The sequence below is a fragment of the Persicobacter sp. CCB-QB2 genome, from assembly GCF_001274635.1.
Lineage (GTDB): Bacteria > Bacteroidota > Bacteroidia > Cytophagales > Cyclobacteriaceae > Persicobacter > Persicobacter diffluens.
The window spans coordinates 3708283-3726883 of sequence record NZ_LBGV01000001.1 but is presented as its reverse complement, the minus strand read 5'-3'; the positions used below and the strand labels follow the sequence as shown (position 1 = coordinate 3726883).

General features: G+C 41.1%; 20 protein-coding genes. 8 read left to right on the top strand and 12 right to left on the bottom strand.

The features are described from left to right. Positions 1-12 precede the first annotated feature (12 nt). A complete protein-coding gene (locus NG22_RS16530; protein ID WP_053406717.1) occupies positions 13-657 on the bottom strand; it encodes a WbqC family protein in 645 nt (214 codons plus the stop codon). A gap of 13 nt (positions 658-670) precedes the next feature. Further along, positions 671-1297, bottom strand: a complete 627-nt coding sequence (locus NG22_RS16525; RefSeq protein WP_053406716.1) for an L-threonylcarbamoyladenylate synthase — start codon at positions 1295-1297, stop codon at positions 671-673. A 43-nt stretch (positions 1298-1340) separates the two neighbouring features. Between NG22_RS16525 and mltG the strand changes: the two genes are divergently transcribed. Further along, positions 1341-2378, top strand: coding sequence for an endolytic transglycosylase MltG (gene mltG / locus NG22_RS16520; protein ID WP_053406715.1), 1038 nt, complete (start codon positions 1341-1343; stop codon positions 2376-2378). 56 nt (positions 2379-2434) lie between these two features. Here the strand turns inward: mltG and NG22_RS16515 are convergent, their stop codons facing one another. Both NG22_RS16515 and NG22_RS16510 read right to left on the bottom strand, forming a co-directional pair. Beyond that, positions 2435-2872, bottom strand: a complete 438-nt coding sequence (locus tag NG22_RS16515) for a peptidylprolyl isomerase (RefSeq protein ID WP_053406714.1) — start codon at positions 2870-2872, stop codon at positions 2435-2437. 139 nt (positions 2873-3011) lie between these two features. Further along, positions 3012-3320 (bottom strand): DUF4286 family protein, encoded by a 309-nt coding sequence (locus tag NG22_RS16510; protein WP_053406713.1) that lies wholly within the window; start codon positions 3318-3320, stop codon positions 3012-3014. 64 nt (positions 3321-3384) lie between these two features. On the opposite strand from NG22_RS16510, the gene NG22_RS16505 reads away from it, so the two are divergent. Further along, on the top strand, positions 3385-3954 hold the full coding sequence (locus NG22_RS16505) for a hypothetical protein (RefSeq protein ID WP_053406712.1): 570 nt from the start codon (positions 3385-3387) through the stop codon (positions 3952-3954). A 68-nt stretch (positions 3955-4022) separates the two neighbouring features. Here NG22_RS16505 and NG22_RS16500 read toward each other — a convergent pair whose 3' ends face one another. After that, on the bottom strand, positions 4023-4388 hold the full coding sequence (locus NG22_RS16500; RefSeq protein WP_053406711.1) for a YraN family protein: 366 nt from the start codon (positions 4386-4388) through the stop codon (positions 4023-4025). 24 nt (positions 4389-4412) lie between these two features. Here NG22_RS16500 and lipB point away from each other — a divergent pair, with 24 nt between their 5' ends. After that, on the top strand, positions 4413-5129 hold the full coding sequence (lipB, locus tag NG22_RS16495; protein ID WP_053406710.1) for a lipoyl(octanoyl) transferase LipB: 717 nt from the start codon (positions 4413-4415) through the stop codon (positions 5127-5129). A 5-nt stretch (positions 5130-5134) separates the two neighbouring features. Continuing rightward, on the top strand, positions 5135-5539 hold the full coding sequence (locus tag NG22_RS16490; RefSeq protein ID WP_053406709.1) for a hypothetical protein: 405 nt from the start codon (positions 5135-5137) through the stop codon (positions 5537-5539). 30 nt (positions 5540-5569) lie between these two features. Here the strand turns inward: NG22_RS16490 and NG22_RS16485 are convergent, their stop codons facing one another. Further along, positions 5570-6409 carry a toxin-antitoxin system YwqK family antitoxin gene (locus NG22_RS16485; RefSeq protein WP_253275708.1) on the bottom strand — a complete coding sequence of 280 codons (840 nt, stop codon included), beginning with the start codon at positions 6407-6409 and terminating at the stop codon, positions 5570-5572. Between the two features lie 139 nt (positions 6410-6548). Further along, positions 6549-8450, bottom strand: coding sequence for a molecular chaperone HtpG (htpG, locus tag NG22_RS16480; RefSeq protein ID WP_053406708.1), 1902 nt, complete (start codon positions 8448-8450; stop codon positions 6549-6551). Between the two features lie 458 nt (positions 8451-8908). Between htpG and NG22_RS16475 the strand changes: the two genes are divergently transcribed. Continuing rightward, positions 8909-10360 carry a hypothetical protein gene (locus NG22_RS16475; protein WP_053406707.1) on the top strand — a complete coding sequence of 484 codons (1452 nt, stop codon included), beginning with the start codon at positions 8909-8911 and terminating at the stop codon, positions 10358-10360. 391 nt (positions 10361-10751) lie between these two features. Then, positions 10752-11549, top strand: coding sequence for a patatin-like phospholipase family protein (locus tag NG22_RS16470; protein WP_053406706.1), 798 nt, complete (start codon positions 10752-10754; stop codon positions 11547-11549). 138 nt (positions 11550-11687) lie between these two features. Here NG22_RS16470 and NG22_RS16465 read toward each other — a convergent pair whose 3' ends face one another. From NG22_RS16465 to NG22_RS16455, 4 genes are all read right to left on the bottom strand, one after another. Beyond that, positions 11688-12179, bottom strand: coding sequence for a hypothetical protein (locus NG22_RS16465; RefSeq protein ID WP_053406705.1), 492 nt, complete (start codon positions 12177-12179; stop codon positions 11688-11690). 75 nt (positions 12180-12254) lie between these two features. Continuing rightward, positions 12255-14387: a WG repeat-containing protein gene (locus NG22_RS16460; protein ID WP_172674390.1), complete on the bottom strand. Its 2133-nt coding sequence runs from the start codon at positions 14385-14387 to the stop codon at positions 12255-12257. A gap of 175 nt (positions 14388-14562) precedes the next feature. Beyond that, entirely contained in the window at positions 14563-14718 is a 156-nt protein-coding gene (locus tag NG22_RS17880; RefSeq protein ID WP_157601176.1) for a hypothetical protein, read from the bottom strand. Between the two features lie 41 nt (positions 14719-14759). Further along, positions 14760-15383: a carboxypeptidase-like regulatory domain-containing protein gene (locus NG22_RS16455; RefSeq protein ID WP_172674389.1), complete on the bottom strand. Its 624-nt coding sequence runs from the start codon at positions 15381-15383 to the stop codon at positions 14760-14762. Between the two features lie 125 nt (positions 15384-15508). Between NG22_RS16455 and NG22_RS16450 the strand changes: the two genes are divergently transcribed. Together NG22_RS16450 and NG22_RS16445 are read left to right on the top strand one after the other, a co-directional pair. Further along, the gene (locus NG22_RS16450) at positions 15509-15910 is read left to right on the top strand and encodes a metalloregulator ArsR/SmtB family transcription factor (RefSeq protein ID WP_053406702.1); all 402 of its coding nucleotides are present in this window, start codon (positions 15509-15511) and stop codon (positions 15908-15910) included. A 178-nt stretch (positions 15911-16088) separates the two neighbouring features. Beyond that, positions 16089-16895 (top strand): hypothetical protein, encoded by an 807-nt coding sequence (locus NG22_RS16445; protein WP_053406701.1) that lies wholly within the window; start codon positions 16089-16091, stop codon positions 16893-16895. A 425-nt stretch (positions 16896-17320) separates the two neighbouring features. On the opposite strand, the gene NG22_RS16440 is transcribed toward NG22_RS16445, so the two are convergent. After that, positions 17321-18574, bottom strand: coding sequence for a hypothetical protein (locus NG22_RS16440; RefSeq protein WP_053406700.1), 1254 nt, complete (start codon positions 18572-18574; stop codon positions 17321-17323). Positions 18575-18601: the final 27 nt, after the last annotated feature.

Below are 18601 nucleotides of genomic sequence, written 5' to 3'. Positions count from 1 at the left end.
CATTAGTTGCTCTCACTTTACCGATTGTTGAATCACATATTTTGCATTGGGCCCTTCACAAAAAAGAAGATCCAATACACTGAGGTTTGCTACAAATTCATTACCAAACAGTTGGGGATAGGCCAAAGGCTCCAAAATGTCATTTTCTGTATAGGACTTTTTAGGGTTTAGCCTGCCACGCATGTCAATAATTTTTTCAGAATCGGAAACTTTGACATAATCAGTGGTGAATTCCAGCTTTTTGGATATCCCCATTAACTTTAATATAAGTTTTAAAAGTTGATAATTGAACTGTAACAGGCTGCTTTCTTCAGAAAAAAAGACATCCTCCAAGTAATCAATATAATGTTCATAGAAAGGGGCTTTACCATAGGCTGTTTTTATGGACCTCCAGTGAATCATTCTCCAATTTTGACTATCATCAACCTGGATTTTTTCCATGGGCTGCTTCTTATTACCCGCAACGATGGGAATGGTCAGATCTCTGGCTCCCTGAGAAGTAAGCAACCGGCAGCGATTCCGATAGGTTTGCTTCACAAAGTTTTCCTTGACCTCCAACAGCACCTTGTCCGCCTGAAGAATGCAGGCCAGATATTCCACTGAAGGAAAATAATGCAATTCGATTAATAAATCCTTATTCTGAAAAGCTTGATTCATTGAACAATTAAAATTATAAAATACTGATATCTCCCAATCCTTCCCGTACCACTTCAATGCTTCCGGAACTAGTATCCAAAATGGTAGAGGCGACATTATTACCATAACCGCCATCAATAATGATGTCTACTAAGTTCCCAAACTTCTCATAAATCAGTTCCGGATCGGTGGTATATTCAATCACCTCATCCTCATCGCGAATGGAGGTGGTTACAATTGGATTCCCCAATTCCCGGACAATATCCCTTGGAATATTATTATCAGGAATACGAATACCGACCATTTTCTTTTTAGCGGAAATAATTTTAGGAACCTGGGTGGAAGCCGGAAACAAAAAAGTATAAGGACCCGGAAGGGCCTTTTTCAGGACTTTAAATACCGGAGTAGGGATGGAACGGGTGTATTGGGCAATATCACTGATATCATAACATATGAAAGACAATTGCGCTTTATTCGTTTTGACGCCTTTAATCCGGCAGACCCTATCCACCGCTTTAGCATTCATGATGTCGCAACCAATACCATAGACCGTATCGGTAGGATAAATGATCACGGCGCCATCACGCAAAGCCTCGGCGATTTGAATAATCTTTCGCGGTTCAGGGTTTTCAGGATATAATCGTATAAGTTCTGCAGCCATATTGAAGCATTAGGTTTGAAATTTTCCTTATTATTGCAAAAGTATGGAAACGAGAAAAATCATTGCAATTGCACTTTTAATCGGATCAGTCCTGAGTGCAACTTTTTTATTTTACGGTTACCAACTTTTGAAGTCGCCCAACATTTTGGTGGGAAAGAGTGAACCGGCCTATATTTATATTTCAAATGGAGACAGCTTCAAAGATCTTCAAAACCAATTGTACGACCGTGACATTGTCAATGACGCGGTGGCTTTTAGTTTTGTCGCTAAGCTCATGAAACTCCCTGCCAGCCTAAAACCGGGTAAATATAAACTGGAACCCAATATGAATAACCGGCAGGCCATTGCGATTTTTCGCTCAGGCAATCAGACGGCAGTCAATATTACATTTAACAATTTAAGATTCCTAAAGGATCTTCCTGCGAAAATCACGGATAAATTGGAAATGGACAGCAGTCAGCTGGCTCAAGCCTTGTCCGACACTGTTTTAATGCAAAAATTTGGCTTTGACCAGGCCAATTATAAATCCATGTTTATTCCCAATACCTATTCCGTTTATTGGGATTTAAGCCCTGAAGAACTGATAGAAAGGATGAACTATGAGTACCGCCAATTCTGGACGGATCAACGCAAAGCCAAAGCTGATAGCCTGGGCTTAAGCCTGCAGGAAGTCTCCACTCTGGCCTCTATTGTTTACGCCGAATCCAAGAAATCGGATGAATACCCCAGGATTGCCGGCGTTTATTACAACCGTCTACAAAAAAGAATGCACCTGGACGCCGATCCTACTTTAGTCTACGCGCATGGGGATTTCGGCATTAAAAGGGTATTGAATAAGCATAAAGAAATTGACAGCCCTTACAACACCTACCGAAACTATGGCTTACCGCCGGGGCCTATTAATATGCCTTCCATTACTGCTATTGACGGCGTATTGAACCTGGAACAACACAAATACCTGTACTTTTGTGCCAGTGAAGATTTCTCCGGTTACCATAAATTTGCCACCAACCTGACGGATCATTTGAACAATGCCCGAAGATTCCAAAACGCCCTTAATCGGGCCCGGATTTATAAATAAGACAAAAAAAATCCCTGCCGAAAAAGCAGGGATTTTTTTTATATCTCCAGATCCGATTAAGCGATCTCTACCAATTCGATTTCGAATACCAAATCCTTACCTGCCAACTCGTGGTTACCGTCGATAGTTACCTCAGTTTCTGTTAACTCAATTACCGTAACAGGGAAAGGCTGACCGTTTGGCGCTTGCGCATAAAGCTTTTGTCCAACAGCAACTTCCATATCTTCTGGTAATGCAGTACGAGGCATTTTCTGGATCATCTCCGGACGAGCTTCACCATAAGCCTCAGCAGCTGGAATAGTAACGGTTTTCTTATCCCCAATGGCCATACCGTGAACGGCTGCATCAAAACCAGGGATCATCTGACCAGCACCCAATTCAAAAGCCAACGGCTCACGTCCTGCTGAGGAGTCAAATTGCGTACCGCCCTGCTCTTCAGTTAAACGACCGGTATAATGTACTTTTACTTGGTTACCTTTTTCAGCTACACTCATAATTCTATATTTATATATTTAATAGTCTGTTTCAAATTTATTACGCCTCATTATTTGCAATAAGCGTTCCAATAAAATTCACGCCAGATTGGCAGGAATCGCTAATCATTGCAAAACAGAGGGTATTTATGGAAAAGAATTAATCGATCTGCTCCATTAGGGAGCGGAAGGCCAATGCCTTTTCTCCGAATTTATCCGCGGCTTTTTGCTGCAGTACTGGAGCCGCTTTTGTGATGTATTGGTTCAATATTCCTTTGGATTCGGCAAAATACTGCACCACATAGGTAAGGCCCTCACCTTCCTTCAAATGAGATATTAAACGGAACATTTTATTTTCCTTAAAATATCCGGTGGCCATTACTTCAGGAATATGTTCCTCTTTCATCCACTTGACCCATTGATCCTCAATATTCTCCTCAATGGTGACGGTTACATTATAAACAATCATTATCTTAAGACTTTAAGATTCTCTATTTCACTATACGAAGAACGTCAAATTATTCCTGAAAACCATGTCGAGCCACCATATCATTCTGGACAATCAAGAACCCGCCCTTTTAGTGCTGGACTTCCATGCATGTTCTTCTGAGCAATTAGGACAAATACTGGAATGGTCGCCCACCGTCATTATTCCGGAGCATTTATTTCCAGAAGCTCAAATGAAGGGGATAAAAATTGATATTTTGTTAGGTGAAGAACATCAGGAAGAATCGACCATGCAAATGGAATTTTGGGCTTTGGAAAAGGAAAAGCCGTTATTAGACACACTTCTCCCAAAACTCATCGAAAAGGCCTATAATGGACTCTGGATTGTCGGGGCCTTTCAATATTGCACGTTTTTTGATACAATAATTAAACAATCCTTCCAAATTTACCGGGTTTCAGATGGATTTGTGTGGAAATTGAGCCAGGGAAAGGTTAAAAAATGGTTCAATGCCGGACAGGAAATCAAAAGTCCTCAGGCGACAATATATTTTGAAAATGAGATCCCCCCTAATGCTACCCCCCATTTCACGCTCCCAAAGGCCGGAGTGCTAGTCCTTGATTCGGAGCAACTCTTTTGGTGGGCAGAAAAATTATAATCATTCAGCAGGATCTTAAAAAACACTCTACTCCGGACAATAAACCAATATTGACACATAAATTAAGGCTAAAGGAAAAAATCTTTAAAAACCCTGATTTCTTGCCTGGGGTAGAAAAGCACCGCAACGACATCAAAACGAATGGGTCCTTTCCAGCGCTTCACCTGTAAATAATGTTCTGCTACTGCCTGTATTTGCCGGAACTGCTTTCTCCCCAAAGCCTGTTCGGGATAACCATAGGCGGCATTATAGCGGGTTTTCACTTCCACAAAAACCATAAAAGTGCCATCCTGACAGATTAAATCGACTTCTCCTCTTCTATAACGAAAATTGGCATCCAGAATCTTATAGCCCAGTTTTTGCAGATGCTCTTTGGCTATGGCTTCGCCCAATTGACCAAATTGTTTATTTTTGCTATTGAAATTTGTTGCCATGCGCTTCAAACCTAAAATGATACCATGAACCCGAATATTAATAAAGAAGTAGAATTCCGCCAGCTTGGTTTGGTGGACTATCAGGAGGCCTGGGATTATCAGGAAAGAATCTTCAAAGAAATTGTCGATTTAAAGATTGAGAATCGAAAAATTGAAGAATCCGCTCAGAAAATCACGCCAAATTATCTTTTGTTTTGCCAGCACCCCCATGTTTACACCCTGGGAAAAAGTGGCAAGCCGGAGAACCTGCTACTCGATGAGCAAGGCTTAAAAGAAAAAGAAGCGACCTATTATAAAATAAACAGGGGCGGAGATATTACTTATCATGGGCCGGGGCAGATCGTCGCTTATCCGATTCTGGATCTGGAGAATTTCTTTACAGACATCCATAAATATATGCGCCTGATGGAAGAAGCGGTTATCAGGACCTGTGCCGATTATGGTTTAAATGCCGGAAGAGTAGAAGGCCTTACCGGGGTTTGGTTGGACTATGAAGACATGAAAAACCCGCGAAAAATCTGTGCCCTGGGGGTAAAGTCCAGCCGATGGGTAACCATGCATGGTTTAGCCTTTAATATCAATACACAGATGGAGTATTTCAAAAATATTATTCCTTGTGGCATTGATGATAAGGCCGTGACTTCTCTGGAAATGGAATTGGGCCGGGAGGTTAATTTTGCGGAGGCCGAAGCACGCCTGAAGCAACATCTGGCTGAAGTATTTGAAATGGAATTAAAATAATCGAAATGAAGAAAGATATCAATGTACCTGCGGTAGAGGGTGTCAGTATGGCAGTGGCTAAAAGCTTGATTGAAGGAGAGGAAGTATACCATGCTTATCTGATCAATCATAATGCTTATGATCTGGACACGGTAATCATCAATTCGCAGGGTTTCGGGAAAGACCATTCCGGCAAAAGTCAGAAAACTTCTCAGTTAAGACATATCATTCAAAATTTGAAAGCAGGTACTGCGGCTAAAATAGAGATGATCAGTCCGGAAGTGTTTCACCTGAATAACCAATACTGGATCAGCTTTTTTTATGAAGGGCAAATGCTGGATAAGAAATTCATCTTTGAGGCTAACAATATAAAAGAAAGAAATTTCCGCCCCATCAAAACATTGGGTCTGGATGGCATAGAGATCAAATAAAACAGGGGCTTACGCCCCTTCTTTTTTGCCCTAAGTTTTCCGCTTGACAGCATCATAAATAGTCCGCCCCCGCTTATCCCACTCCTTCTCCATAAAAGGAATGAATTTTTTATCATAGGGGTTTTTGGGATAAACAATTACTCGTTTTCTTCGATTTCCCACTGAATAATATTCCGTCCACTTTCCTATTTTTCGCCCCTCGGAATAATCTCCCCTCACGGCAAGGTTCCCATTTTCAAAGAAGCGATAGTACGTCCCTTCCACTTTACCATAGCTTACCGGAATCACCTCTTTCACCTTTGTTCTGGCACTATCATAGTAGGCCACTTTGGACTCTTTCAGCCAGCCATGAAAGTATTTCTTTTTATCCTGCAGAATATCTTTACTGTCCAGCTTCACCCAGCGTCCCTGCTTCACCCCATAGTAGAAAATACCCTGTTCCAGTACTTGATCTCCCTTCACTAATTTATAGGGACCATGAAGCAAACGCCCATACTCCCAGTTGATATTACGGGAATTTTTCACCTTTCCCGTACGAAAGTCAATCCAGAATAAATCCGGAATATACTGACTCACCTTTTCCGGCATCGGTTCTTTAATATAATGGAATTGCTCGATCACGGCGTCATTACCAAAGCCTTTGCGGGTAAAGCCCTTTTTGGTTTTAATCCCATAGAAGACATTTTTCTTCTTCTTTTTCTTCACCTTGGTTTCCTCAACCTCCGGCACTTCCTCCCTGTTCAGCGTCAGGGTGACCGGCTGATAATTGGCCAGATTAAAATCCTCAGACTGCGCCAAAGACTGCTCCGGCTTCAGGCTCAGAAGCGTCAACATCACAAATAAAGAGGTCGCAAAGGGTTTAAGCATCATGAAGGTGTGGTGGTGATAATATGCTGCCAGTTTTTCTTAAAAAGATCCAATCTAATTCATTCTTCGAAATTATTAAAATTTAGGGCAAAAGAAAAGCCGACGAATCGCCGGCCTTTCATTATTGCAATGTTTTTAATATTTAGTCTTCCAAAACAATGTTCACAGAGCGCTTGATGAAATTACTCAAATCAGCACCAGTCAACATATTCTGAGAAAGCTTAGCCAAATCAATCGCTTGTTTCGCCAATTTGGACTGCTCTTCTTCGTTTTCAGATTTCAAAATTTTCTGAATGATGCCGTGGTTAGCATTTACGGAAAGGTTGAACATATCCGGCATACCGCCCATCATCATCATGCCACCGCCACCATTGGCCTGCATATCTTTCATTCTACGCATGAATTCCGGACGGGTGATGATTACCGGCATGTCATCCGTAGCCATAGAATCCACTGTTACGGTGTAGTTCTTATCGGCGATTACTCTTTCATAAAGCTCCTTCACCTTGGTCGATTCGTCTTCAGTAAGTACGCTTTCCTTCTTCTCGTCCTTATCGATCAACTTATCCACTACATCAGCATCCACACGCTTAAAGGTCACCTTCTCGAATTTCTGCTCCACACCATTCACAAAGTGGTTATCGATAAGTGTATCCATTTTCACTACATCGTAACCTTTTTGCTTGGCGGCATCAACGAATCCGTATTGGGCATCCAGATCAGTGGCATACAATACCACCAAATTACCGTCTTTATCGGTTTGGTTCGCACCAAATGCTTCTTTATACTCGTCAACTGTATAGAATTTACCCTCCGTTGACTCTACCAAAGCAAATTTCTTCGCCTTGTCATAGAATTTTTCGTCTGAGATCATTCCGTATTTCACAAACAAACCAATAGAATCCCACTTCTTCTCGTAGTTTTCACGGTCGTTTCTGAATTGCTCATTTAATTTATCTGCTACCTTCTTGGTAATGTAATTACTGATTTTCTTCACATTACTATCCGACTGCAGGAATGAACGGGAAACGTTCAATGGAATATCCGGAGAATCGATGATTCCGTGCAACAATTGCAAAAATTCAGGAACAATATCCTTCACCTCATCAGTAATGAATACCTGACGTGAGTACAAGTGAATTTTGTTCTTGTTCACATCAAAGTCATTCTTCACTTTAGGGAAATACAATACCCCGGTCAAATTGAATGGATAATCCACATTCAGGTGAATCCAGAACAAAGGATCCTCCGACATCGGATACATCTTCTTATAGAAATCCAGATAATCCTGATCGGTCAGATCTGATGGAGATTTTACCCAAATCGGTGCATCCGCATTGATGATATGGTCTGTCTCGATCTTTTTATCCTCGCCTTTATCATCCTTTACATTATTGCCTTCCTCATCTTTCACAAACTCGGTATCCTTACCAAATTTAATGGCGATAGGCAGGAACTTGCAATATTTATCCAGGATCTGGCGAATGCGGAACTCTTCCAAAAATTCTTCAGAATCATCCGCAATATGAAGGACTACCTCCGTACCACGATCTTCCTTCTCCACTTCCGAGATTTCATAAGAAGTAGAACCGTCGCAAGTCCACTTAGTTCCTGCGCCTCCGGTATGGGATTTGGTAATGATGTCCACTTCCTTAGCTACCATAAAGGCAGAGTAGAAGCCTAATCCGAACATCCCAATCAGCTGACCTTCTTCACCGGTTTCTTTATACTTTTCTACAAACTCAGTAGCTCCTGAAAAAGCAATTTGGTTAATATATTTTTTAACCTCTTCGGCTGTCATACCAATACCGCGATCCTTGATGGTAATGGTCTTCGCCTCTTTGTCTACCTCCACCGCTACAGTCAAATCGCCCAGCTCACCAGTGAACTCTCCGATAGAACTCAATTTTTGAATTTTCTGGCTAGCATCTACTGCATTGGACACCAATTCTCTTAAGAAAATCTCATGATCTGAGTATAAGAATTTCTTAATGATGGGAAAAATATTCTCGGTATGAATAGAAATAGAGCCTTTCTCTTGCATGACCTGTGTTATTTATAGTTATCGTCTAATTTTTTACAAGACTCATTTCCCAAATTCCATTCCAAGCTAAGTTTTGAGAAAAAATGACACGCTTTCGGTCATTTTGACTGAAAAATCAAAAATGCTGTCTTGTTCATAAATCCCCCTTTTTTATGTCATTTTGACTCAACCCTCCCATTTTTCGTCGGATCATTACTTGCCAAAAAGCGTAAACACCTGAAGACGAAGGAAGTAAAATTAAATAAAAATGATTTTTTTTGGACAAAAAGCAACATTTCATGATGACAGGAGTTGTATAATTGATGTTTACTGTTAAAAAGTTTACTTATTCCAATAAAAATTATTGTAACTATACGAAAAACATTACACTCGGCATTTTTTTCATTAAATCAACAATAACTATATTAATCCTCAATTGATCCATATTTGGCTCCCCCAAATAAAAATAGTATCGGATTATGGCGAAACTGAAGAATATAATTAGGCAACTTTCGGAAAAAGATTTTAATGCGGTTTATAACTCCCTTATAGACAGTAATGCTGAGAAGTCTGCCTACCTTTTAAAATCGATGCGAGAAAAGTCTCTTCCTGACAGCAAAATCATGGAAGAGCTTGAAGTGAATACGAATGCTTATTATACCCTTCGCTCTCGCTTGAATCAAAAAATTGAAGAGTATTTGTTACAGCAAATGGAAAATCCGAGAACGGATATTCTTAAAAAAGTAGCGAATATTAATGAAATCATTTTTACGAAAAAGCGGGCGATTGCCATTGCAACGCTAAAGAAGCTGGAAAAAGAATTATTAGACTATGATCTTTCTAATGAATTAACGATCGTCTATAAATCTTTAAAAAAATTGCAGGTTCACAGCCCTGATTATTTCAATTATTCCCAATTATACAACCGTCATGTGGCTTATATGCTTGCGGTGGATAAAGCGGAAGATTTGGTGGCTGACTACTTTAAAAAATATGGTCATTACACATTGACTCAGGGACCTACGGATTTACTAGAGCTTTCCCTGATCAATAAAGAAGTGAATTCGACCTGTTCACTCTATGATTCTCACCGCCTTTATGTATACAAGAGCTGCATTAACATTTGGCACCGACTATTTGTGGAGCCGGATGAAAATGTCAGTGAAGAGGAGCTGGAGCCGGTAGAAGACATGCTGTTGAAGGTGGATAAAATTCTGGATGAATACCATCTGGATTCCATTTACTATCACCTGCGTGTGGTCTTTGAATACTTGAAGCTGGAGTATTACAACCACTACCATGTATTCCGTAAGGCGGAGAAATACTTTGAGGAGGTGAATGAAAATATTCCTACCCTGATGAGCAACTACAGCTTGTTTACTTTCCCGTCGCACTTTTTGAACACCAAACTGGAACGCGCTTTACGATTAGGTAATGAGCAGGAATTATATGAGGAGAATGATGCGATTTTCGCCATCTACGAACCGGACATGCAGGATATTCCTAAGCTTTTAAACTACATTGCCTACCGTGCCTTAAGTTGCTATTATGCCGGGAAGTATTCGGAAGCAGCCCGATGGATCAACAACCTGCTGAATGAAGTAAGCCTTAAAAAGTATCCAATGGCACAGTTAGAGATCAAAGTGCTTTTGGCATTACAATATTGTTTGATGAATGACTTCGACCTTTTCAATCAGTTGATTAATAGTATTCAAAGACAAATCAGAATTTTGGGTAAAGATAATGTAGAGCCAATTTTGAGCTTTACAAAAGCACTCAAAATTGCAATTAGTGAAACTAAAAGGCAGAAGGAGCAAAAGATTCGGGCAGTTCTGGACAAATACAGATTATTTGAGAAGCCGGACAATATTTTCTCTCCAACGATGCAGATCAGAATTGACGATGAATTTATTATTAAACTTAGCCATTAACCCGAATTACTCACCGCTAGATTTAGCGAACCATTATAAGTGTTTCGTTACCAGGATTTTGCAGCTAACCCTATCGAATTATCAATAGCTCAAATTTGGGTATGCTTGCTTTCTCCTCATTCATCTGCCTCGTTGGGAAAAACTCGAAATAGGAAACTATTCCTTCATTTTTCCCGCCTAGCAGCTAAACGAGGATTAAGCATGAATAATCCGGCTTAAGAGATTCAAAAAATTTTACAATAGATAAGAGAAGCGAACCACATTGGTTCGCTTTTTTATTGAAAAACGCTTTTTTTCTTACATGCTTTTTATATTCAGCTATATCCACCTCTCCCCTCTTCAACTCCTACGTTAATCTATTTAAGCACAATAGATGAAAAATTTTCTTTAAATGAATCAAAAAGTAGCATTAGTCTTAGGTAGTGGTGGTGCCAGGGGATTGGCCCACATTGGCGTGATTGAAGCCCTAATGGCTAATGGTTTTGAAATCAGCTCACTGGCAGGAAGCTCCATAGGAGCGGTGGTGGGAGGCTGTTATGCCAGAGGAAAACTTGATGCTGCCAAAAACTGGTTTGGGGCTTTGGATAAATTCGGACTTTTTGGTCTTTTAGATTTTACCCTCTCCCGGCAGGGTTTAGTGAAAGGGGATAAACTCTTTGATAACCTGAAGACCATTATCGGCGACCGCCTTATTGATGATCTCTATCTGCCCTATGTAGCCATCGCTACTGACATTAATCAGAGTAAAGAAATCATCTTCCGGCATGGCAGTCTTTTTACCGCCATGCGCGCCTCTGTGGCTATTCCTTCTTTTATTACCCCTTTTTTTTATCATGGTAAAGAACTGGTAGATGGGGGGATTTGCAATCCATTGCCCATTAACAGGGTGCATCGGCACCGGGGAGATATTTGCATTGCAGTGGACATCAATGCCAACATTCCCTATGAAGCTCCACCGATGAAACAAAATATGCCGAGTGAATTAAATATTCAGGGAGAGCAGGGAACCTATGAAAAAAACATCAAAACTTTCATCTCCTTTTTCACCCAGAATCAAACCGTTTCTGCCCAAAAGCAACAAATCACTTCCAACGAATTAGGATTTTTTGAATTAATTAACCGCTCCTTTGACATTATGCAGGATCATATGGCCGAGCAAATGTTACAAAACCATCCCCCGATGTATTGATTAAAATTTCGAGAAAAGCCTGCGGAACTTTAGATTTTTATAAGATTGATGAAATGATAGAGGCTGGAAAAAAAGCGACCATTTCAGCGCTTAGAGAAAAGGGGTATTTACCCCGTAAGAAAAAGCGATTTTTTCTTTTCAGGCAGTAGCCAATGCTATGCCTGTTTTCTTACTCCACTTTATTTTGAAAAAAGAGAGTACGGTAGATTTGAGGGTGCTTAATGCCGCGGCATTCTTTCCTTTATTCAAAATACAATAATCGAGAATGATGCGGGTAAAACTGGTTTTAAGATTCAGGTCGAAAAGCATTTTATGAAAAGCCTCTTTCCAGTCATCCTGTAATTTTTCTTCCAAAGAACGGCCATCGAAAATAAACTCCAACTGATTATCCGTATTCTGAAATCGGTAAATAGCCGCCATTAATTGATAGATTTCCGATAAACCCTCCACATGATACTGCTGACAATCCTGCAGAGAAGCAATGGTATCATCCACCAGCCCCAGCGGATTACTCTGCTGGTAATAAAATGCACGCGTAAACCTCACCAATTCCAAGATCAGGGATTCCTGACATTGCTGCTGCATATTCCATAGCGGGAAATTGAAATCAGAAGGAAAGTACTTTTGCATAGGGATTTATAGATACCAAAGACACAAATATATCAAAAAATGGATAGCTTGAAGCCTTTATGAGCCACAGATTCCCTATAGCTGCTTATGCTGAACCGTAGCTTGCTGTTTTCCAATAAATTGCCCGGACAAATAATCAAATGATAATTCCTGATATATCATGGGAATCAGGTCTATACCCGAAGTATTACTCACTCCGAATTTTCCCTTCCGGCGGATGATTAAAAAATCCTCATTGACCTGCTTGATCTCATCAAACTTCACTGACAATCGCAACTGCCCGGCTTTATTGACAAATCCCTGTTTTCCGTTTAAACTCACGAGGAAGCCTCCTGCAGGCAGCGGTTGAATTTGGTCATATTTCGTAGGAATCACCTCTTTTCCCTGATGGTTGACCAACCCCCAAAGCGCCCCTCTTTTCACTGCTACATAACCATGATGGAAATCCCCCACTTCATCATAGATGGGCTGCACCACAATTTGCTCTCTTTCGTTCATAAAGCCCCAATGTCCGCGCATTTTTACCGGCGCCCGGTTTTCATAAAAGCGTCCAACCCCATCATAGCGATTGGCCAGACGCAGTAGGCCTGTCATGTCCAAAAAGCCATACTGATGATCAAGTTTTGCGCCAATGTACGTTTCTCCAAAAGCTCCATATTGCTTCACTCCCCGGGAAAATGGAATCTTCACGTCACCACTATCATCTAACAGGGCCGCTCGCCCCTCCTGATAAATGGCAAAGTAACCATTACCTACTGGGCTCAGGCTGTCATATTCCGTGAAAAAATTCAGCTTTCCCTCTTGATCCAGCAGGCCTATTTTATGGCGATGATCAGTTATTAAAAAACCTAATGGATGGACTTCCATTGGATCGAAGGAAAAATACACTTCCTTGCCCTCCGTATTGATGAGCTTATAACCAAACTGGTCTTTTGAAAACCAAAGACCGTGATGCCACTGTACTTCGGCAGGTCGTGGCGCTACAATCCAGCGCTGTTCTGCATTGACCACCGCATTTTTACCTAAATATTTCACCAAAAACTGTCCCTGATGCTCTTCCAGTATATCATCGTAGCGAGCATAGAGCACGCGTTTATTTTCTGTATCCGTTACTCCCCAGTATTTCCCTTGCTGGAAGGCCCAATAGCGTTCATTAATGATTTTCAAACCCTTATGAGGGGCGCTTAATCTTTTCCCTTCTTTATTAAAAACGGTCATGAACTGTCGATTCCTGCTCATAATGATAAAGCCATGCTGTACATGGCCGGAATCATATTCAAAGGGCGCTAATACTTCTCCTGTGGTACTGACCAGGCCCATGCGGCTCCCCTGCTTCGTCAGCAGTACATTTTCATTTAAAGGGCGTAAAAAAGGATAAATTACTTCAGAAGAATCGCTCTGTTCAGCATTCACCAACATACACATCTCCCCTCGATGCAACACCCAACTAGTATTGGATACCGGCACCAGGCTATCTCCTCTGTAAATATTTTGTTTTTTGTTCTCCAGTGACAGCTGAATTAAAGAAGCATAAGGTGACAAGGTCAGCTGTTGGCCCGATAATTCAATGGATTTAAATGCCGCATCCTCCAGGGGATTTCCCTTAAAATCAATAATGCCGGCCATTCCGTCTTCATATACTTTCAATGCCTGATCTCCCAAGCCTTCCAGACTATCGAAACGAAATGCGGTGAGCAGTTCTCCATCAGCTTTTGAAAGGGCATATTTTCCTTCCTTATTTTGAACCGCCAGCAACTGCTGTTTTAATGGCTGAATTTTTGGATACTGAAAATTTAATAGTGGTTTTCCTTTTTTGTCGATTACGCCAAAATACACCTGATTGCCTATCTTTTTACGCGCTAAAAAGCTTTCACTGCCTTCCACCGGCCACAAATTCACAAAGCTGAAAGGCAATACCACCTTCCCCTTAGCATCTAAAAGCCCGTACAAAGTGTGTTGAGAAAACCGATCCAGATAGCCCGCCAAAAAATAACTACCCACCGGATACATGGTATTGTATTTGGCTTTGGTTACACGAATATTTTCTAAATTCAATATCCCCCACAAGCCCGACTCCTGATAGCCAATCACTTTTTTGGGATCAACCTCTTTAATGCCATTCGTCCAGCCCAGATCATCATAAACCATCGGCAATATTGTATTGCCACCCTCATCTACCAAACCCTTCTTCGCGGACTTTTCTACCACCTTGTAAGTGTCTGCCCAACCTAAGCCTGAATAGCAAAAAATAATTAATAGAAAATAAATAAACCTCATTAAAGATTCTGAAAAGCAATTGTTTGACCAAAAAAAAAGGAAATACAAAAGTACTTCCTCCTTTCGGCTTTTACTAAATAATCGGGGCGCAAATCTAATAATTCTTTCAGGCAAACTGTGAGGGCGTAGCCTCCAGTCTGGCTTTCAACAAGGAAAGGTCAATAGAAATACCATACTTCATCCTCAGGTACCGGTGAATGACGGCGACACTCTTGCGCCGACCCCGGCTTTTGGCGATCACTTGTTTGATTAAATCTTCCATCTACTTTATCGGCTTATACATTTCTGACCCGGAAGCGCATTTTACTCTCCCTCAATTGATTTGATAAATCTTTTCCAGGTACCATTGTTCAGCAATGGAATTGAAAAGCCCTGATATTGGTCGAAATGTCGGTTTAATGATTGTTGATAGTTCGTCATTGGAGTGGCGCCATAGTTTTGTTGCCCCTGCCATACCTGCGCCTGTTGCTGATTTACATTCCCCATGACTACTCTTTGTTGTTCATCAGGAAAACGCATTTGGGCAATCGCATCCTTAGCATCTTCCTCGGTGGCATATGGCAAAACATCCATATTCGGCAGCATCAGCACATCCGGTTCCAAATGCAAAGCTACACTAATATTGGTATTGCGGTCCTTAGGAATAATAATCGCCCGATTGACATAGTTAATAGAACTGACAATAATGCTATCTCCCGGCAAAACAGGCATGGTGAAATATCCATAGGCATTCGTAGTGGTTCCTCGCCCGGTGCTGGGCACAAAAACGTGCACGCCCTGAACCCCACGCTCTGAGCCTGTTTCTAAAATCACCCCGGAAAACTGAATGATAGCCCGCTCCTTTCGATCCTTCCCTTCCTGTGCTAAAACCTCCTGAACAGAAAATAAAAAACCGAATAAGAGGATTATTGAAAAAATATATTGCATAAATTTTTGCATCTGCCTTGATTCCTTTTCCCAAAAATATACTTATTTACCTAACTATACGCAAAATCAGCTCCATTTCTAAATGAAGTGGACATAATTTTAATCACTTTTAACTGCCATTCACAATGCGCATTAAAAAAGTCAACCTCCCTACCGGCTGTCATCTGTTCAAAGCATTAAGCGAGGACGCCCGTCTCCGTATCCTGCATTTAATTTATAGAAATGAGGAAATGTGCATCAGTGATTTGGAAATCATTCTGGACTTCACTCAGACCAAAACCTCCCGTCACCTGAACTACCTGAAAAATGCCGGCTTACTGAACAGCCGTAAGCAGGATCACTGGGTTTTTTACAGCATCAAGGAAGCTATGCAGGACATTGTAACCAGCCTGCTGACCATCGTAGATACCGATCCCAGATTGGTGAAAGATCAGGAGGTTTTTGAGATCATGTATACTAACCGGGAACTGGCCCTTTATAAAAGTCAGAAAAATCATTGGCGTAACCGACATCAATTTGATTTTTAAGCTTTTTCAGAGAAATAGCTGAATGGGGCCATTCTGGTGACCCACAGCGCCCAATTTTCAGTCAGCAGACTTAATGTCTTTCCAATGAAATCATCTTAATTCCATAGCAAAGTCCACCAACCAAAAGGGGAACGAAATTTGTACCTTGTGAAGTCAAAATTGCCGGTAACAGGAAAAAATGAAAAAAACACTCCTTCTTTGGGCGGCTATGGGAATAGTATCCCCTGCCCTGAGTCAAAATAATCCAGAAAAGCCCCTTGCTTACGAAGTTATTGTTCGGGAGCGACCGTCCATTAAAGCAGATCACCAATTTGATGATCAGGCATTTGAATTTTATTTTAAGGCCGAAGATCCTAAAATCGTCATGCAAATGCTGGATGCCGGTGTGAACTTGTGGATTGATACAAAGGGAGGCAAAAAGCGGGAGGTCGGCTTATTGTGCCGGGCGACGATGCTTTCCACCGAAGAAGAGCTTTTAGAGCAGGCCCTGGCTATGGCGGGAGATCAAAAAATGAACCGCAAACAACTGGCCGGGAAACTGGCCGAAGTGGTAGCCGAAAGCTTTAACCAGAATAAGAAAGTTACCCTGAGAGGCTTCAAAGCAGAAGATTTTACCCGCACTAAAAACCCCAATATGATTGACGCCCATTTTGAAGCAGTGGAAACAGGAATGACCGTGCGATTTCGGGTACCGAAGGTGCTTTTTGCTCAAACTAAAAAAAATCTGGGGGTAACGCTTGAGATTCCTTATTTCAAAAAGAATGAGGGTAAAATGGGTGATGACTTGGATCAGGTGTACAATCGTGAATTCGGAGGTAAAAGATCTTATACCCAGGCTCAGATGATGCAGGGAAGGTGGCAGGACCCAAATTCCCCGGGGGCTATTGACATGGGCGGAACCGGATTAAGAGGGGGAATGCCTACTGGACCTGAACCTCAGGAAAAGAAAAATAACCAATGGTATTATCAAAAATTACCTTTGTGAAAGCATTAACAATCTTTGGAGAGCATCATTCGGTGCTCTTTTTTTTGCCCTCTGAAAAGGTTCAAAAACAAAACGTGGTAAAACTAAAACCCTTCCCCTGTTGAAGGAGAGCTTTTGCTTTATAGGTGACAGACTTCAACCGAATTATTCACTTCCAGATTAAGTAGATCATAAAAGGAGTTTATTTTCAACCCTATTAGATTGGATTGGATTGGTTTTGCTTATTTATTAATAACCTAAGTTTGAGCAAACTTGCTTTCTCATCATTCATCTACTTTATTCAAAAAAACTTAAAATAGGGAACTATTCCTCCATTTTCCCGCCTTACCCAAAAAGAGGATTTAAACATGAATAGTCCTGTTTCATAGGCAATAAAAAAGGCTGTCCGGAACAGACAGCCTTTTTAAGGATATGTTTCCTGCTAATTAGTTAGCAGGAAGAATTTCAAATAATGCCGGAGAACTGATCGTGATTTCATCATTGTTTCCGTAAGTAGCAAATTCCACTCTGTAGATATCTCCTACTTTCATTTGATTGAAAAGGTTCGCTTTTAGTGCGGTACCAATTTTTTCTGTTAAAGACTCATTTGTATTGTAACGCAAATCAAAGTTAGGATAAGCCTCACCTACAAAGTAGTAATCTTCATTCTTCAAAGTGTATGAAGCTGTTGGCGCTCCTTCTGTAACATGCTTCAGGATATAAGGATCCGAAATCCACTCGGTATTCGAATAATCCTTTGCATCTTCCATGAAAATAAAATTGCTTGAATTCTCCAGCTGCGTGCTGTTCCAGCTCACTGCAGCGTAATCCCAATCATGACCGTTAGCAGTAAAACGCTCCCAGTTCGTGCCGTCGTAAGCATAAGTCAGGATATTCTCAAAGTTACCGAAGTAAGCATATTTCAACGTCACTTCATTTTTATCATTGAACGCTTTCTCAAGGAAAGCAGGCAACCATTTTGCAGGACGCACAGAGTCGGAGAAGTTATTGTTATCAGCTGGAGTTCTTTCATCCTCATCTTCCGAAGTCATTGTCTGATAATCAGCGATGGTCAATTCGTACGCACCTGATGTATCAAACTCTTCCTCCGTTGCCGGAACAGCTTCCGCACCTACCTGTGCCCACTGGCCATCAACTTTCGCCCATTTCGCGAAACGATTTCCTGTTCCATAAGCAATATATTGAACGGTCTGACGAGTACCCGGCATCTGGTTACTCAGTTTCTCCTTTAAAAAGAAATTCATAGACTCATCCTCACGCCCTAAGGTAATAGAACCGTAAGTATTACCCGTATTTGCGTAATCATCAGCCTCAAACTCCAAATCATTTTCGATCAATTCGGTATTACTCTCGTGAATCTCATTGTAGATTACCGAAAGGAACTGAACGTGCTCACCAAAATACTTTTTAGTCAAAATTTCCGGCATAAACTCCGTAGCAGGATATTCTTCAGAGAAAGTTCCGTCGCGGCGGATGAACTCATTTGATGACAGGGAGTAATCGCCTTCCTCCAATACAATCTGATCTTCCTCCATACGCTCACGGCTTCTTTGGAACATCTGCTTTTCTTTCAACCAATCCGTTCCGTGCTCTAAATCCTCACGAACATCAGAAAGTGGATCACAGGCTATCAAGCTTCCAAAAAGCATGAAAGCGAAGAATTTATTGATATTTTTCATTTGTATTTCCTCTTTTAACAGATAGGG

What these genes read in the sequence shown, in the direction of transcription:
- NG22_RS16500 (WP_053406711.1), bottom strand. Translation starts at nt 4,388, where the DNA reads ATGGCAACAAATTTCAATAGCAAAAATAAACAATTTGGTCAATTGGGC.
- NG22_RS16470 (WP_053406706.1), top strand. Translation starts at nt 10,752, where the DNA reads ATGAATCAAAAAGTAGCATTAGTCTTAGGTAGTGGTGGTGCCAGGGGA.
- NG22_RS16455 (WP_172674389.1), bottom strand. Translation starts at nt 15,383, where the DNA reads ATGCAATATATTTTTTCAATAATCCTCTTATTCGGTTTTTTATTTTCT.
- NG22_RS16505 (WP_053406712.1), top strand. Translation starts at nt 3,385, where the DNA reads ATGTCGAGCCACCATATCATTCTGGACAATCAAGAACCCGCCCTTTTA.
- NG22_RS16440 (WP_053406700.1), bottom strand. Translation starts at nt 18,574, where the DNA reads ATGAAAAATATCAATAAATTCTTCGCTTTCATGCTTTTTGGAAGCTTG.
- lipB (WP_053406710.1), top strand. Translation starts at nt 4,413, where the DNA reads ATGAACCCGAATATTAATAAAGAAGTAGAATTCCGCCAGCTTGGTTTG.
- NG22_RS16475 (WP_053406707.1), top strand. Translation starts at nt 8,909, where the DNA reads ATGGCGAAACTGAAGAATATAATTAGGCAACTTTCGGAAAAAGATTTT.
- NG22_RS16465 (WP_053406705.1), bottom strand. Translation starts at nt 12,179, where the DNA reads ATGCAAAAGTACTTTCCTTCTGATTTCAATTTCCCGCTATGGAATATG.
- htpG (WP_053406708.1), bottom strand. Translation starts at nt 8,450, where the DNA reads ATGCAAGAGAAAGGCTCTATTTCTATTCATACCGAGAATATTTTTCCC.
- NG22_RS16530 (WP_053406717.1), bottom strand. Translation starts at nt 657, where the DNA reads ATGAATCAAGCTTTTCAGAATAAGGATTTATTAATCGAATTGCATTAT.
- NG22_RS16485 (WP_253275708.1), bottom strand. Translation starts at nt 6,409, where the DNA reads ATGATGCTTAAACCCTTTGCGACCTCTTTATTTGTGATGTTGACGCTT.
- mltG (WP_053406715.1), top strand. Translation starts at nt 1,341, where the DNA reads ATGGAAACGAGAAAAATCATTGCAATTGCACTTTTAATCGGATCAGTC.
- NG22_RS17880 (WP_157601176.1), bottom strand. Translation starts at nt 14,718, where the DNA reads ATGGAAGATTTAATCAAACAAGTGATCGCCAAAAGCCGGGGTCGGCGC.
- NG22_RS16515 (WP_053406714.1), bottom strand. Translation starts at nt 2,872, where the DNA reads ATGAGTGTAGCTGAAAAAGGTAACCAAGTAAAAGTACATTATACCGGT.
- NG22_RS16490 (WP_053406709.1), top strand. Translation starts at nt 5,135, where the DNA reads ATGAAGAAAGATATCAATGTACCTGCGGTAGAGGGTGTCAGTATGGCA.
- NG22_RS16510 (WP_053406713.1), bottom strand. Translation starts at nt 3,320, where the DNA reads ATGATTGTTTATAATGTAACCGTCACCATTGAGGAGAATATTGAGGAT.
- NG22_RS16450 (WP_053406702.1), top strand. Translation starts at nt 15,509, where the DNA reads ATGCGCATTAAAAAAGTCAACCTCCCTACCGGCTGTCATCTGTTCAAA.
- NG22_RS16525 (WP_053406716.1), bottom strand. Translation starts at nt 1,297, where the DNA reads ATGGCTGCAGAACTTATACGATTATATCCTGAAAACCCTGAACCGCGA.
- NG22_RS16445 (WP_053406701.1), top strand. Translation starts at nt 16,089, where the DNA reads ATGAAAAAAACACTCCTTCTTTGGGCGGCTATGGGAATAGTATCCCCT.